This window comes from Streptomyces sp. NPDC031365 (assembly GCF_055569765.1).
Map to the genome: position 1 here is coordinate 147,571 of NZ_JBVIIM010000020.1, position 13,753 is coordinate 161,323.

General features: G+C 70.6%; 11 protein-coding genes. 3 read left to right on the plus strand and 8 right to left on the minus strand.

All coding sequences use genetic code 11. From position 1 onward, the window contains the following. Positions 1-110: 110 nt before the first annotated feature. From ACZ5C2_RS26545 to ACZ5C2_RS26560, 4 genes are read right to left on the minus strand one after another with little or no spacing between them, the layout of a single operon-like run. Entirely contained in the window at positions 111-1,367 is a 1,257-nt protein-coding gene (locus tag ACZ5C2_RS26545; protein WP_468795815.1) for an ABC transporter permease, read from the minus strand. Continuing rightward, positions 1,364-2,089, minus strand: coding sequence for an ABC transporter ATP-binding protein (locus tag ACZ5C2_RS26550; RefSeq protein ID WP_468795818.1), 726 nt, complete (start codon positions 2,087-2,089; stop codon positions 1,364-1,366). Before ACZ5C2_RS26550 ends, ACZ5C2_RS26545 begins: the two co-directional genes overlap by 4 nt. Then, positions 2,086-3,492, minus strand: coding sequence for a peptidoglycan-binding protein (locus tag ACZ5C2_RS26555; protein WP_468795821.1), 1,407 nt, complete (start codon positions 3,490-3,492; stop codon positions 2,086-2,088). The genes ACZ5C2_RS26550 and ACZ5C2_RS26555 overlap by 4 nt, the downstream gene beginning before the upstream one ends. Then, a complete protein-coding gene (locus ACZ5C2_RS26560; RefSeq protein WP_468795824.1) occupies positions 3,489-4,025 on the minus strand; it encodes a hypothetical protein in 537 nt (178 codons plus the stop codon). Before ACZ5C2_RS26560 ends, ACZ5C2_RS26555 begins: the two co-directional genes overlap by 4 nt. Before the next feature lie 343 nt (positions 4,026-4,368). Here ACZ5C2_RS26560 and ACZ5C2_RS26565 point away from each other — a divergent pair, with 343 nt between their 5' ends. The 3 genes from ACZ5C2_RS26565 to ACZ5C2_RS26575 all read left to right on the plus strand — a co-directional run bounded on the left by ACZ5C2_RS26565 (position 4,369) and on the right by ACZ5C2_RS26575 (position 6,303). Next, entirely contained in the window at positions 4,369-4,884 is a 516-nt protein-coding gene (locus tag ACZ5C2_RS26565) for a SigE family RNA polymerase sigma factor (RefSeq protein WP_468795827.1), read from the plus strand. A gap of 143 nt (positions 4,885-5,027) precedes the next feature. Then, positions 5,028-5,546, plus strand: coding sequence for a SigE family RNA polymerase sigma factor (locus ACZ5C2_RS26570; RefSeq protein WP_468795830.1), 519 nt, complete (start codon positions 5,028-5,030; stop codon positions 5,544-5,546). Then, positions 5,533-6,303, plus strand: coding sequence for a hypothetical protein (locus ACZ5C2_RS26575; RefSeq protein ID WP_468795833.1), 771 nt, complete (start codon positions 5,533-5,535; stop codon positions 6,301-6,303). Before ACZ5C2_RS26570 ends, ACZ5C2_RS26575 begins: the two co-directional genes overlap by 14 nt. Before the next feature lie 230 nt (positions 6,304-6,533). Here the strand turns inward: ACZ5C2_RS26575 and ACZ5C2_RS26580 are convergent, their stop codons facing one another. The 4 genes from ACZ5C2_RS26580 to ACZ5C2_RS26595 form a co-directional block, all read right to left on the minus strand. Beyond that, positions 6,534-7,577 (minus strand): CU044_5270 family protein, encoded by a 1,044-nt coding sequence (locus ACZ5C2_RS26580; protein WP_468795836.1) that lies wholly within the window; start codon positions 7,575-7,577, stop codon positions 6,534-6,536. Then, a complete protein-coding gene (locus ACZ5C2_RS26585; RefSeq protein WP_468795839.1) occupies positions 7,574-8,200 on the minus strand; it encodes an RNA polymerase sigma factor in 627 nt (208 codons plus the stop codon). The genes ACZ5C2_RS26580 and ACZ5C2_RS26585 overlap by 4 nt, the downstream gene beginning before the upstream one ends. A 146-nt stretch (positions 8,201-8,346) precedes the next feature. Then, the gene (locus ACZ5C2_RS26590; RefSeq protein WP_468795842.1) at positions 8,347-11,871 is read right to left on the minus strand and encodes a M28 family peptidase; all 3,525 of its coding nucleotides are present in this window, start codon (positions 11,869-11,871) and stop codon (positions 8,347-8,349) included. Between the two features lie 239 nt (positions 11,872-12,110). Further along, positions 12,111-13,571 (minus strand): helix-turn-helix domain-containing protein, encoded by a 1,461-nt coding sequence (locus ACZ5C2_RS26595; RefSeq protein WP_468795845.1) that lies wholly within the window; start codon positions 13,569-13,571, stop codon positions 12,111-12,113. Positions 13,572-13,753: the final 182 nt, after the last annotated feature.

Sequence of the window (13,753 nt, forward strand, 5' to 3'; positions counted from 1 at the left end):
AACAGCTACGGCAGGCATCGACGCCGTCGGTGCCCACAGCAGGCTTGGAGGTTCCCGCGGTCAGGAACGGTCCCCATCGTCCCCGAAGCGGCTTGCCGGCAGACACGTTGTCAGGACGGGGCGCGCAACGCCTCGACCGGTTCCATCCGGGAAGCCCGCAGCGACGGGTACACGCCCGCCAGCAGCCCGACCACCGCGCCGACCACCGGTGCGCCCAGGGCAAGCCGGCCGTCCAGTACGGGCGTCCAGTCCTTGACCGCCGACACGGCCACCACGACGACCATGCCCAGGGCTGCACCGATGATGCCGCCCAGCAGACCGATCGTCGTCGACTCCAAGAGGAACTGTCCGGCGATCTGCCGGCGCGAAGCGCCGAGGGCACGCCGCAGTCCGATCTCTCCGACCCGTTCCATCACGGTGACCAGCGTGACGTTGGCGATCCCGATGGCACCCACGATCAGGGAGACCAGACCCAGGATCAGGAACAGGCCGTTGACATCGCCCTGGACACCTTTGCGTGCCTTCGACAGATCGGGCGGGGCGAGGACGGTGAGCGCCTTCGCGCTGTTGGGCGCCAGTGCGAAGGGTGACTGCCTGGCGACCTGCTGCGCGGCGCCGAGGGAGGTGTTGATCAGGACTCGGTTCACCGTACCCAGGCCGAGGCGGTCCTTCGCCGTCGTGGGCGGCAGGATCACCGAGGCGGACAGGCGCTGCTCGCGCTTGAATCCGCCGAGGATCCCGATCACGGTGAAGGAGTGCCCGTTGAAGAAGACCGCGGGCGAGTCCTCGACCTCCGTGATGCCGAGGAGACGAGCCGCCTGGTCGCCCAGCACCGCCACCCGGGCATGCCGGGCGATGTCGCCGCTGTCGTAGAACCGGCCGGCCGTGATGTTGCCACGCACCGCCGCCGGCAGGGAGGGCGAGGCGGCGGTGACGGCCAGCGTCTGGCCGGACAGGCCACCGGGCGTGACCACGTCGTTGGCCCGCACCTGTACGGCCGCCAGTTCGTCCGTCTGCGCGAGCGCGGCGGACGATTCCACCCCGGCCAGCCGGTCCACGGCAGCGATGCCCTCCCAGTCCGCCAGCGGGACGGTGTCGGACGCCGGGGGTGGCACCACGACGGTGACCGACGTCGCGGTGAGCGCGTTGAACCGGCCGACGATCTGGTGGGCGGCCGTCGACGCCACCCCGATCGTGATGACCAGCGTGCCGATACCCAGCACGGTGCCCAGTGTGGTCAGAGCGGACCGCAGGGGACGGGCCAGTACGCCCGCCAGCGCCTCCGTCCACAGGTCTCTCGGAGCGATCCAGGGACGCCCGGCCTTCTTCTCCAGGTCCGCGGCGACGGCACGGCGACGGTGCCTCATGCGTACTCCTGACTGAGCTGCCCGTCGTGGATCCGCACACGCTTGGTCGCGCGCCTGCTGACCGCCTCGTCATGAGTGATCACGACCAGGGTCATGCCCTGCGCGCCGAGTTGGTCGAAGAGGTCCAGAACCGAGAGCGTGTTCTCGCTGTCGAGATTGCCGGTCGGTTCGTCGCACAGCAGCAGGGCCGGTTCGCTCATCAGGGCCCGGGCGATGGCCACACGCTGGCGCTCACCGCCGGACAGACGATCGGGCCGGAATCCATGCCGGTGGGAGAGCCCCACCCGGTCCAGTGCCGCTCTGGCCCGTTCGGCCCGGCTGCGGCGCGCTCTGCCCGTGCGCTGCCTGCGGTAGATCTCCGCCAGCATGACGTTCTCTTCCACGGTCCGGTAGGGAAGCAGGTGGAAGGACTGGAAGACGAAGCCGATGCTGCCTCCACGTAGGGCGGTGCGCTGACGGTCGGTGAGGGCGCCGGTCCTGACCCCGTCCAGCCAGTAGTCCCCCGAGCTCGGGCTGTCCAGCAGTCCGAGCGTGTTCAGCAAGGTGGACTTGCCCGACCCCGACGGCCCGACGATCGACAGGTGCTCCCCTCGCCGGACCGTCAGGTTCACATCGCGCAGGGCGTGCACGGGTGGATCGGAGTCGAAGGTGCGGTGGACACCGGTCAGCCTGATGACGTCACCTTCGTCCGGCAGGTCACCGGGTGCCAGGGGTCCGGTCACTGGCCGACCACCACGAGGTCGCCCCTCTTGAGCGTGCCGCCGTCCGGCTTCACCTCGACCAGCCCGTCGGCGGAGATCCCGAGGTCGACCTCGACACGCCGCACAGTCCCGTCCCGCTCGACCCGCACGCGCGCCTGTCCGCCCGCCGAGGTCTGGACCGCGGCGACGGGCACGGCCAGGACCTTGCCGTCCGAGTCTCCCACCTCGATGGTCACCGTCACCGCGCCACCCGCGTCCTTGGCGAGCGGGCCGGGCTTCGCGATGGTGACCTTCAGAGGCACAGGGTCCGACGTGCCGCCGCCGGCCGCTCCGGCGGTCTCGGGCTCCCCACCGGTTTCACCTTGCCCCGCGGCGTCCTTCGGTGCCGACCCCGGTGCGCCGATTTCGCTGAGCACACCCTTGGCTTCCTTGCCGTCCGCTGTCGTGACCTGGACCGCCATCCCTTCGTGCAGGGATGCGGCGTCCGCGCCGGGCACCACGGCGTCCACCACGACGTCGGAACCTGTCACGGCGGCAACTTCCCCGTCCGGGGCATCACCGGCGCGCACCTTGGTCTTGTCGACCCGGACCGGAAACTCGGGCAGGAAGATCACCTCTCCCGCCGGCACCTTGGTCCCGTAGCCGGCCTTGAAGGAGCTCAGCGCGGAGTTGGCCAGCTGAAGCTGCTTCTCGGCCGACTTGATCTGCAGGTTCCGGACCTCCTTCGATTCCGGTCCTGACTCGCCGTCGCCCTCAGACTTCCCGCCGTCCCCCCGCGCGGTGAGCAGCGCGAGTTGCGCGTCGGACACCGCGGTCTCAAGTTCTCCCAGTCGCTGCCGGTCGGTGCTCGTGGGCTCCTGCGCCGTGTACCCCTTGCTCCGGTACCAACGGCCGACCGCGGAGGCGGTGCCCTGCCCGTAGGTCCCGGTGACGCCGCCCGTCGGGAAGCCCAACCTGTTCAGGGCCTTCTGCAGTTGTCCGACGTCGTCCCCCGAGGAACCGGGGCCGATGGTCCGGTACATCGGTACCGATCCGCGCAGCACCAGCACCGGCCTGCCGCTCACCTGCATGAGGACATCGCCTTCCTTCAGCCGGCTCCCGGCGGACGGCGCCTTGGTGACCCGCTGGGCCGCACCGGCTTCCTCGCTCTCCTGGGACGCGCCGACGGACCCTGCCAGGGTGAGACTTCGCGGAGAGCCGTACTCCAGGCTGCCCTGGGCCACCACGGTGGCGGTCAGTGCACGGTGCTCCACGGGCACGGTCACCGCCCCCGCCTTCGGCGGCTGCTGCGAGGCCGCGGCATCGGCGGGTGACTGCATACGGGTGCCGGCGAACCAGCCGCCCGCCCCGACGACGGCGACCACGGCGACGATCACGCCCAGGCGCCTCGTACGGCTGCTCTGCCGCTTTTTGCGGGGCCTCATCCGTTGTCCCCGACGTAGGGGTTCTTCTTGTACTTGGGCCAGTACGCGGCCCTGAATTGCTTGCCGCACTCGAGGTCCTTGAGCGCGAGGTCGATCTCACGGGCGAGCTTCGGCAGCGCTTCTTCCTTGCTCGGTTCCGACACAATCTGGGCGCTCACCTGGAACTTCACCATGTCGCCGATGCCGGTGGGCTGAGTGGTGCTGACCGTGATGCCCTTCTTGCGCAGGCAGGCGGCGTACCCCTGGGCGAGGGAGACGAGTTGCGGATCGCCGTTGAGAGCCTGCCCGGCCTGCTTGTCCCGCTCCTGCTGCTCGGCGTTCTCCCGCTCCTGCTCGGCTTTCGACTTGGCCGGCCCGTACACCTTCAGTTCGGCCTTCGCGACGCAGCCGTCCTTGGGAGGGCGCGGAGGTGTGGAAGTGTCCTCGACACCGTCCAACTGCCCCAACGCCTTGTCGTACGCCTTCTGCTGGGCGGCGGGAAGGGAGTCGCGGTAGGAGTCGTTGGGGTCGGGCTTCATTTCCACGGGGGCCACGGCCGGATCATGGGGATAGACGGCGTGAGCGTTGGTGTGCAAACGCAAGATGATCACTGGTCCGTCCGATGAGGGAGTCGTCGTGCGGCGGCTCGGCGCCGTACCGGGGATGGGCGGCCCGGCCGGTCCGCCACGGGGGTGTGCCGTGGGCGCCGTATCGCCACCGCACAAGGAAAAGGACCTGGCCGTGCTGGTTTCCTGCACGGCTCGCGTGTGACGTCCGTCACGTTTGCGACGGTCGGGGCTGTCGTAGTCCGCTCGTCACCTCGTGACAAGGCTTGAGGCACGCGGCGAGGGCCGCGCACCCGAACCGATGAGGCACGGCAGACGAGGGGTGCAGCGCATGCGGACGAGAAGCACGACGGAGAGCGGGTTCGACGAGTTCGTGACGGCCCGTCGGCCGGCGCTCCTGGGTTACGCGGACACGCTGGCGGGCGGCGACCGTCACGCAGCCGAGGATCTGGTGCAGGAGGCACTCGTCAAGCTGTGGCTGGTCTGGCCGCGGATCGCGGACGGAGCACCGGAGGCGTACGCCCGGCGGATACTGACGCGTGCGGCCGCACGAGCGGCCCGACGACGCTGGCAGGGCGAACGGCCCACGGAGAGGCTGCCGGAGCCCGCCGTCACGGCCGACCCGGCCGGTCTGGTGGAAGACCGTCTCCGGTTGGGCGCCGTCCTGGCCCGGCTGCCCCGGCAGCAGCGGACAGCGGTAGTGCTGCGCCACTATTGTGATCTACCGGAAAGACAGGTCGCCGAAGATCTGAACTGTGCCCAGGGCACCGCCTCGTCGCTCGCCTCACGAGGGGTGGCGGTGCTGCGGTCGCTGATCACCCGCACCGAGGCGGGCCTGCCGGCGTGAGCGGTGAGGTGACCGGCGCCCTCTCCGTCCGCAGAGCGCGGATGCCCGGGACGGGCGGACCGGGGCGCGGCACGGTACGGCCGCCACGAGGCGCTCGGAGAATCCGTCCCGAGGAGCCCGGACGCGAGGGTGAAGGGGTGTCGGTGAAAGGCTCGTCGTCGGACTTCGAGCAGTTCGTCACGGCACGCGGTCAACGGCTGCTGCGCGCGGCATGGCTGCTGACGGGCGATGCCCACCTGGCGGAGGACCTGGTGCAAACGGTACTGGCCAAGATGTGGCCCAGATGGCACCGGATCGCCGAGGGCAACCCGGAGGCCTATGCCCGCAAGGCACTGGTCAACACCTTCTCGTCCTGGTGGCGGCGGCGCTGGCGGGGCGAGGTTCCGCACGGGGAGGTACCCGAGTCCGTCACGGCGGACGTGTTCGCGGGGATCGATCTCCAGCATTCGCTCGCCGCCGCGGTGCGGGCCCTGCCGCCCCGGCAGCGCGCGGTGGTCGTCCTGCGCTACTTCGAGGACTTGAGCATCGAGGAGACCGCCGAGACGCTCGGTTGCCGGCCCGGCACGGTCAAGAGCCAGTCCCTCAAAGCGCTGCGCACGCTGCGCGGCATGCCTACCTTGCACACTCATCTCGAGGAGGGGGAGCACGGTGCGCGACGCTGACGAACAGGAGGTGCGGGAGCGGCAGTTGCGAGAACTGCTGGAACGAACCGTGCCGGTGCTGCCGGCGCCCGCGGACCGCATGCGCCAGGTTCACAAGCTGGTGAAGGCGCGCAGACGACGACGCGGAGCACTGGCCGCGACGGTGGTGGGCGGCGCGGTGATCGCCCTGTTCCACGGATTCGTCGTCCAGCCGTTGCGGAGTCAGGTCGCCGCGCCGCTCTCGGAGCACCGGATCGCTCTCGCCGGCGGGGCGCTCAGTCTCGATATGCCCGAGGGCTGGTACGCGGGTGAGCAAGCGGGCCTGCCGGACACCGCGGGCGTCCTGGTCGCCAACCGGCCCTTGACGGCGACGCCGCCGTGTACCGGCGCGCCGGCTACGGACGGCTACCCCTGCGCGTCCCTGCCTCGTCTCGCCGAGGGAGAGGCAGTGATCTCCTTCCGCCGTTCGGAGGACTGGGGGGCCGTCGACTCGGGCACGAAAGTCGAACCCAGCCCGTACGCCCGGCCCGGCGAGCGCTGCCGTGACCTCGGAGGGGACCAGGAGTGGGCACGCCCGAGCCTGACGTCCCCCCGGCCCGGCGGCGGTACGACAGAGTTCCCCTTCAGCGTCCGTGTCTGCCTCAACGGCGCCTCGGCCACCACGCTTACCGAGGTCAGGGCGATAGTCGACAGTGCGGCCTACGACGATGCCCCTTCGACACCCGGCCCGGAGGGCATCGAGGACGACCGGACGGGAGAAGTCGACGTCAGGAAGTAGGACGCGGCCCACTCGGCGACCACCTCGCGACGCGCACCGAACTCCGGTGGGCGCCGCGACGTCTTCCGGGAGTCGACGTACCGCGGCGCCCGCGCTCTCGTGGCGGAAGCCGCGGCGCCGCCGGTCACGGTGAGCGGCAGGTGGTGCCGGATGCCGACCCCCAACCGACCGAAGTCCGTTGTCGTCCTCGTGGCCATGCCGCCTCAGCCGCAGACTTCACGGCCTTGTCACTAACCCTTTTCGCCGTCCGGAAGGTCACCGGCCTTGTCGACGACGGCGGTCTTGAGGAGGGCGGAACTGTCCAGGAGCGTTCCGGACTTTCCGTACGGCGTGTCCTTCGTCAGTCGGCTGCGGTGGCCGAGGTAGGCGAAGTCCTCCTTGTTGAAGACCCATTCGGTGACGACGCCGTTCTTCCTGTCGCTCCGGGCGATACCCAGGCCCTGGCGGCCGAGGGCGTCCTCGGCCTGCGGGGCCTCGGTGACGCCGGGGATCTTCGCCGCCGCCCGGTAGAGCGCGGCGGCCGTACGCGGCGGCATCACCCGGTCGAGGAGGTCCCCGATCTGCTCGAAGACGGCCTGGTCACGTTCCCTGTCATCGGCCTGCGGGGTCTTGGCGTAGAGGTGGTCCAGCAGCTGGCCGGGGTCGGTCGGCAGGGAGCCGAGCCACTCGTAGGTGGGCCGGCCGAACCCGGCCGGTGTACCGGCCGTGTCACCGAACTCGGCGTTGAGGCGTGTGGTCTCGCCGCCGCTGCGGATCAGACCCTGCGTCTTGACGGGCTCGGGATTCTGGGAGAGCCACAGTTCGTAGTCGTGCAGCGGACCGACGACGGCCTTCCCGCCGGACAGATCGGCCTCGCGGACCTTCTCCATCACGTAGGAGAACTGGTCGTCCCGCACGGTGGGGGCGTCACGCCTTCCCGCGGCGTCGGAGATCTGGTGGAGGAGGGCGGACACGGGCTGCATGTCCGCGGCCGTACCGGCCGACGCTCCGGCGGCCGGCGCGCGGTCGCCGTCGTTCAGGGCGATTCCCGCGGTCACGATGCCGGCCAGGGCCAGCGCGGTCACCGGCGCGAGGAGCACGGGGCGGAGCAGCCGGCGGGCCGGCCGGGCGGAGGTGGCGGCCTGGTCGCGGTCGATGTGTCGCATCAAGAGGTCCTTGTGACGGAGGTACCGCTCGTGTGGAAGGTTCCAGTCGGCCGGGGCCGGCAGCAGACGGGCGATCTCGTCGCGCTCGTCGGACGGCTCGGGGGAAGCGGAGTTCGTCCTGCCGTTCATGTGAGTTCCTTCCGCGCGGGCACGGTCGCGATCGCGGCCGCACTTGTCATCTCTCCGCGGGCGGTGGGCGGTTCCATGTTCTCCTCGGCGAGCCGGGCGAGCTTCTTACGGGCGCGGGAGAGACGAGACCGTACGGTGCCGACGGAAACGCCCAGGGCCTGAGCGGTCTGCCGGTAGTCCAGGCCGGACCACACGCACAGGGCGAGCACCTCCCGCTCGTGGCGCCGCAGCTTGTCCAGGGACGCCTGGACGGCACGCAGCCGGCGCACGTCGTCGATGCGCCCGACCGCCTGCGGGGCGAAGTCCTCCACCGGGGCGGGCTGCGGCTGCCGTGCCAGGAACAGTTGCCGTCGCCGGACGCCGCGCCGGGCGTTGTCCGCCTTGTGGGTGGCGATGCCGAGCAGCCACGGCAGCAGGGTGCCGCCGTCCTCCTGCACCGTGGCACGGTTGCGCCACGCGGCCAGGAACGTCTCGGACATGATGTCCTCGGCCGTCGACCAGTCACCGGTCAGCCGCAGGCCGTGGTTGTACACGAGGCCGGCGAACTCCTCGTACAGCTGGGCGAACGCCTCGCGGTCGCCTTGGCGCACACGGCGCCGAACGTCGTTGCCTGAGTCCCTCACACCTTGTTCTCTCCACGACCCCAGGGGCGTTCCGGTGATCCGCGTCACTCGGTGTCGGGCTGCCTTGGCACACTCCCATGATGCATGTGGAAGCGGGGCCCGGACCGGTCATCCCCCTCGGTCCGGGCCCCGCGCTCATCGAGCCGTCAGCTGCCCTGCAGAGTCACGTCGTCGATGACGAAGCTGGTCTGCAGATACGCGTCCTCGGTGGAGGCGAAGGTCACCGTGACCCGCTGGCCGGCGTAGGCGCTCAGGTCGAGCGACTGCCGGACGTAGCCGCTGCTCGCGTCGGCGTTGGACTTGGTGCTGAGGGTCGTGCCGTTGACCTGCACCCGCAGGAAGTCGTACGGGGCGCTGGTCCGTTCGTCCGTGTCGATGTGCAGGAAGTACTCGAGCTTGACCGTGTCACAGCCGTCGGGCACGGCCACCGACTGGCTGATCGTCTCGTTGCTGGTCTTGCCCCAGCCGCCCAGCCAGGCGTAGTCACTGCCGGTGTGCGGGGACTGGCCGTCGAACGACCCGATGGTCCGGGTGTCGCCGGTCCACGGCGACGTGCCGTCCTCGAAGCCGCCGTTGACGATCTTCTGGCCGGTGTCGCAGTCACCGCCGCCGCCCTTCACGGTCAGGGTGTACGTCGTGGTGTGCGTGGCCGACGTACCGGTGCCCGTGACGGTGAGGGTGTAGGTGCCGGGGACCGTCGCCGCCGTGGTGGCGACCCGCATGGCGGCGCTCGCTCCCGAGGTGACGGACGACGGGTTGAATTCCACCGAGACACCGGTGGGCGCGTTCGGCACGGAGAGCCGCACGGTCTGCGCCGAGCCGTCGGTGGTGGCGGTGGACACGGTGGTCTTGATGTCCGAGCCCGGCTCGACGCTGCCGGAGGTCGGCGAGACGGCCATGGAGAAGTCGTCCACCGGGGACTCCTCGCCGACCGCCTGCTCCCACAGGGTGTAGGCGATGCCGTCGGAGGCACGGTTGAGTCCGGTCAGGTTGATGTTGTTGATGGTGTCGCAGGCGGCGTGGTAGCAGGGGTCGTACGCCCTGCCCGCCGTGCCGCCCCACTTGGCGGCCTGCGCCGAGGTCTTGCGGGCGCCCGCGCCCATGGCGTAGCCGGAGGTGGCGATGTCGTACCGCTCGAAGGAGTAGTCGTCGCTGCGCCCGGCGCCCTCGGTGTTCTCCTCGGGTGCGAGGTTGAGCGAGGTCCAGTACTCCTTCATCGGTGCGGCGGCGGCCGAGGTGATGTGGTTGATGAAGTAGCCGCCGTTGGTGGAGGCGACCATGTCGAAGTTGTAGTACGCCTTGATCTTGGCGCGCTCTCCGGACGACAGCGAACGGACGTAGAAGTCGGAGCCGTTGAGGCCCTGCTCCTCGTCGGTCCACCAGCCGAAGCGGACCCTGTTCAGCATGGTCGGGTTCTGCCGGGCGAGTTCGAGTGCCGTCTCCAGCAGCGCCGCCGAGCCGGAGCCGTTGTCGTTCATGCCGGGGCCGGCGGACACGCCGTCCAGGTGGGCGCCGAACATGTAGACGTTGTTCGCGTCGCCCTTGGGCCATTCGGCGATCACGTTGGGGCCGGAGCCGCTGGTGCAGCCGGACGTACAGGGCTGCTCGGTGACGGTGAAGCCGGCGGCCTGGAGCTTGCCCTTGACGTAGGCGACGGACTGGTCGTAACCGGAGCCGGTCGAGCGGCGGTTGCCGCCGTTGCGGTCGGCGATGGACTGGAATTCGGTCAGGTGCGCCTTCACCTTGTTCACGTCGATGTCGGGGGCCTCACCGCCGGGGTTGCCTCCGCCGCCGATGGTGAGGGTGTACTGGGCGCTGTGGTCGGCCGCGGTGCCGTCACCCTTGACGGTCAGGGTGTAGGTGCCCTGCGCCACGGAGTCGGCGACGGACACCTTCATGGTCGAGCTGTTGCCGGAGGTGACCGACGTCGGGGTGAGGGAGACGGAGACACCGGCCGGGGCACCGGTCGCCGAGAGTGCGACGGTCTGGGCGCTGCCGCTGGTGACGGTCGTGGAGACCGTCGCCGTGGCCGACTGGCCCGGTTCGACGCTGCCCGAGGACGGGCTGATCGCCATGGAGAAGTCCGAGGCCGGAGTGCCGGTGCAGGTGGGGTCCGCGGACTGGGCGGGGACGCTGATGGCGTTCCAGGCGGCCTTCGTCTTGTCGAAGAGGTTGCAGGTGGGGTCGAGGTTCTTGGCGGCGGTCAGGGTCGCGGTGCGGTAGCGCTTGTGTGTCATGCCGCTGGTCTTCAGCAGCATGCCGCCGTAGAAGACCTTGCCGGCGTTCTGGATGCCGACCCCGGTGAGGTTGGTGTTGTTGCAGGTGGGGCTGTCCGGTTTGCCGTTTCCGGGGTTGGTGCCCTCGGCGAGCAGGTAGAACCAGTGGTTCAGAGGGCCGGCGGCCGCGTGGACCTCGGTGTCCGGGATCGAGGACGAGTAGCAGTTGGGGTCCCGGAGTCTGGACGGGTCGTACATGATGCGGATCGGCCCGTTGCCCACCAGGTCGATGGTCTCGCCGACCTCGTAGTCGCCGGGTGTGTCATACGGCTCCGGCTGGTTGGCGTACGCCTCGGTCAGGGCGCCGAAGATGTCGCCGGTGGCCTCGCCCAGACCGCTCTCGTTGCGTGCGCCGCCCGGGGTGAACTGGTCGATGCCGTGCCCGTACTCGTGGCCGACGACATCCATCGAGCCGATCCACTCGTTCGCCTCGTTGTGGCCGATGGCGACACTGGAACCGTTCCAGTAGGCGTTGACCGCGTTCAGGCCGACCTTGGTCGGCCAGGTGCCGCCGTTGCCGTTGTGTCCGTCGCGGCCGAGCCAGTCGCGGAGCATGTCCGACTGCTTCTGCGCGGCGTACATCACGTCCACGCAGCCGGTCTCCCTGCTGCTCGCGTCGCCGTTGCCCCAGTTGTCGTCGGGGCCGGTGAAAACGGCTCCGCCGCTGTAGTTGGCGCAGCTCAGTCCGGGCCGTGTCGGGTCGCTGAGCCGGTACTGGCCACCGGACTGGCTGGTGTCGATGGACAGCGGGTTGGGGCCGTTCCACTCGCTATGGCCCCTGCCGGCGCGTACGTCGTCGTAGGAGTCGATGACCTTGCCGTTGCGGGCGTCGACGAAGACGTGCAGCCGGCTGGGGCGCTTGTCGGCGGTGGTGCCGGTGACAACCGTCTCCCAGGCGAGCTTCGCCTTGTCGCCCCGCACCGTCACGACGAGCCGCTGCGACTCGGTCCTGTCGGCCTGCTTCAGCTCGGCGCGGCTGGTGCGCGCCGCCGCGCCGGCCTTGACGCGGGCCTTGGTGCCGACGGATATCTTCACGTCGGACGCGGCGCGCACGGCCCGTACGTCACCGTCTCCGTCGGCCAGGACGACGGCGTCGCCGCCGTCCACGGGCAGGCCGCGGTAGGTCCGCTCGTACGCGACCGAGTACAGCCCCTTGACCCAGGGGGTGACCATGGTGCGGTCGTAGCGTTCGTCGGGTCCTATGGCGAGTGCGTCGAATCCGCTGGCGGTGACCTTGTCGGCGGCGGCGATGGCGCGGTCGACGGGCTTGGGTTTCGCGGCGGCGGCCGTGGCGGAGTCCCCGGCGGCCGCCTGGGCGGTGGTGACGGCGGGCAGGGCCACGGTTCCCAGGGCCACGGCGAGGGAGAGGCCTGCCACGGCGAGTCTTCGTTTCACGAGTGCTCCTCGGAAGGTGGGGGGTCCGCGTGCGTGTGACGAGCACCCGGGCAGGGGCAGCACGGGGGAAGCCGGCGGCAGGCAGGAAGGTCATGAACCTGCCACCGGGCACGTCATGCTCATGCCTGGGCGGCCTGAACACTCACACCGGCAAGTCCAGTGGTCAACGGAGCTCACGGCCCCGACGGGTGGTTGCCAAACAACGGCAAACCCGGACCGATATGCGGTCGCCTCGCGCTTCAGACCCCGGTCGTCTCCTGCGCCGCCCGCATCCGGTCACAGAACGTGCGCACCTCGCGGACATCACCCCAGCCCTCGGACAAGCGGCGTCGCACACCCTCCAGTTCGTGCGCGATGGTCCGCCGCCGGGCCGACACCGCCTGTTCCACCACCGGTCCCGCCAGCTCCAGCGCGGCGTCCAGTTGCCCCGCGCAGGCATGGCAGTCCGCCAGCCGCAGGGTCAGCAGCAGCCGTGTCGGCAGCATCCTGTCGGGCACCTGCTCCAGAGCCCGTACCGCGGCGTCGGCCGCGCTGCGCGCCGTGGCCCGGCCGCCCGTCACGACCGCGAGGTCCCGCAGTCCGCCCGAGACGGCCGACTCCACCCGCAACTGCCCCTGGCCACCCGCCAGCCAGGGCGCCTCCGCCAGATCACGCCCGTCCAGGCGGTCCAGTCCCCGGCGGCTGAGCGCGGCCTGCCGTCTGCTCTCCGTGCCGTCACCCGATGCGGCGTAGCCACGCGCCTGGTACATGTGCGACAGCGTCGCAATCCACCCCCGGCCGCCGTCGAGAGCGGCCACGGCCTGCGCGTAGCCGAGCGAAGAGGCACCGTCGCCCTCGAGCCGGGCCAGTGTGCACAGATCGGTCGTCAGGGTCGCCCGTACGATGAGGTCCCCGCCCGCCTCCGCCCAGCGCAGCCCGTAGGAGATCCACGCCATCGCCAGCGCTCCCTGCCCGCGCTGCATCCGCAGTCGTCCGGCGAGCTGGGCGTAGTGGGCGGCGATCCGCAGCAGGGCCAGGGGCGGGCGCCCCGCCGCGTCGACCGCCCGGGCCCAGGCGACCAGCGAGCGCAGGACCTGCTCGACGGTGCCGAGCACGGTGGTCGAGGTCGAGTGCAGCGCGGTGCGCTCGCACGTGTCCAGGAGCGCGAGGACCAGGTGGACCGTCTCCGGCTCGGCCGCGACCGGCACGGCTGCCTCGCGAGCCACCCGCACCCGCCGCGGTAATCGCCTCACCTCGTCCGGCGGTGGTACGGCACAGGCGGTTGCGTCGTGCAGCGGACACCTGCCGGGCGGGAGCCGGGCCGGCCAGTCACCGGCCGGGGGGTCCGGCGTGAACTGCCGCGCTCCGCCGTCCCCCGGGAGCGGCGCGAAGAAGCCGCCGCCCAGCGGGACGAACGGCGGACGCGGCGGGTGGGCGGCGGACGCGACGAGCGGGGAAAGCGCGCCGTGGGCGCCGAGCATCCGCTCCAGGCTCTCCACGACCCCGGCGGACGGCTCACGGGCGCCGCTTTCCCACTTGCTGATCACGCTGTGGTCGTAGCCGACCCGATGGCCGAGCTGCCGCTGCGTCAGTCCCGCACGGCGGCGGTAGTACTGCAGATGCTCTCCGAACTCCGCCCAGGGGGCCGCCTGCCCGCCCTTCCCGCCACGCGCCCTGCTCCGGCCACGAGGTCTTCCGGCACTTGCGTCATCGACGGACATGGCCACTCCTGTCACGCTGCTCCGGCCGTCGCGGACCGGGCAGCGATGTTAGAGGCTGAACGACGCCGTGGCACGGTCTTCGCAGACTTGACTTCTCCCCCTCGTGAACGAGGGGGATTCTCACGGCTCGCGTCGTGAGGGTTTCTGCTTCAGCGCCGACTGCCCGCCCGGAGTACTCCGTT

What these genes read in the sequence shown, in the direction of transcription:
- ACZ5C2_RS26545 (WP_468795815.1), bottom strand. Translation starts at nt 1,367, where the DNA reads ATGAGGCACCGTCGCCGTGCCGTCGCCGCGGACCTGGAGAAGAAGGCC.
- ACZ5C2_RS26555 (WP_468795821.1), bottom strand. Translation starts at nt 3,492, where the DNA reads ATGAGGCCCCGCAAAAAGCGGCAGAGCAGCCGTACGAGGCGCCTGGGC.
- ACZ5C2_RS26565 (WP_468795827.1), top strand. Translation starts at nt 4,369, where the DNA reads ATGCGGACGAGAAGCACGACGGAGAGCGGGTTCGACGAGTTCGTGACG.
- ACZ5C2_RS26580 (WP_468795836.1), bottom strand. Translation starts at nt 7,577, where the DNA reads ATGAACGGCAGGACGAACTCCGCTTCCCCCGAGCCGTCCGACGAGCGC.
- ACZ5C2_RS26595 (WP_468795845.1), bottom strand. Translation starts at nt 13,571, where the DNA reads ATGTCCGTCGATGACGCAAGTGCCGGAAGACCTCGTGGCCGGAGCAGG.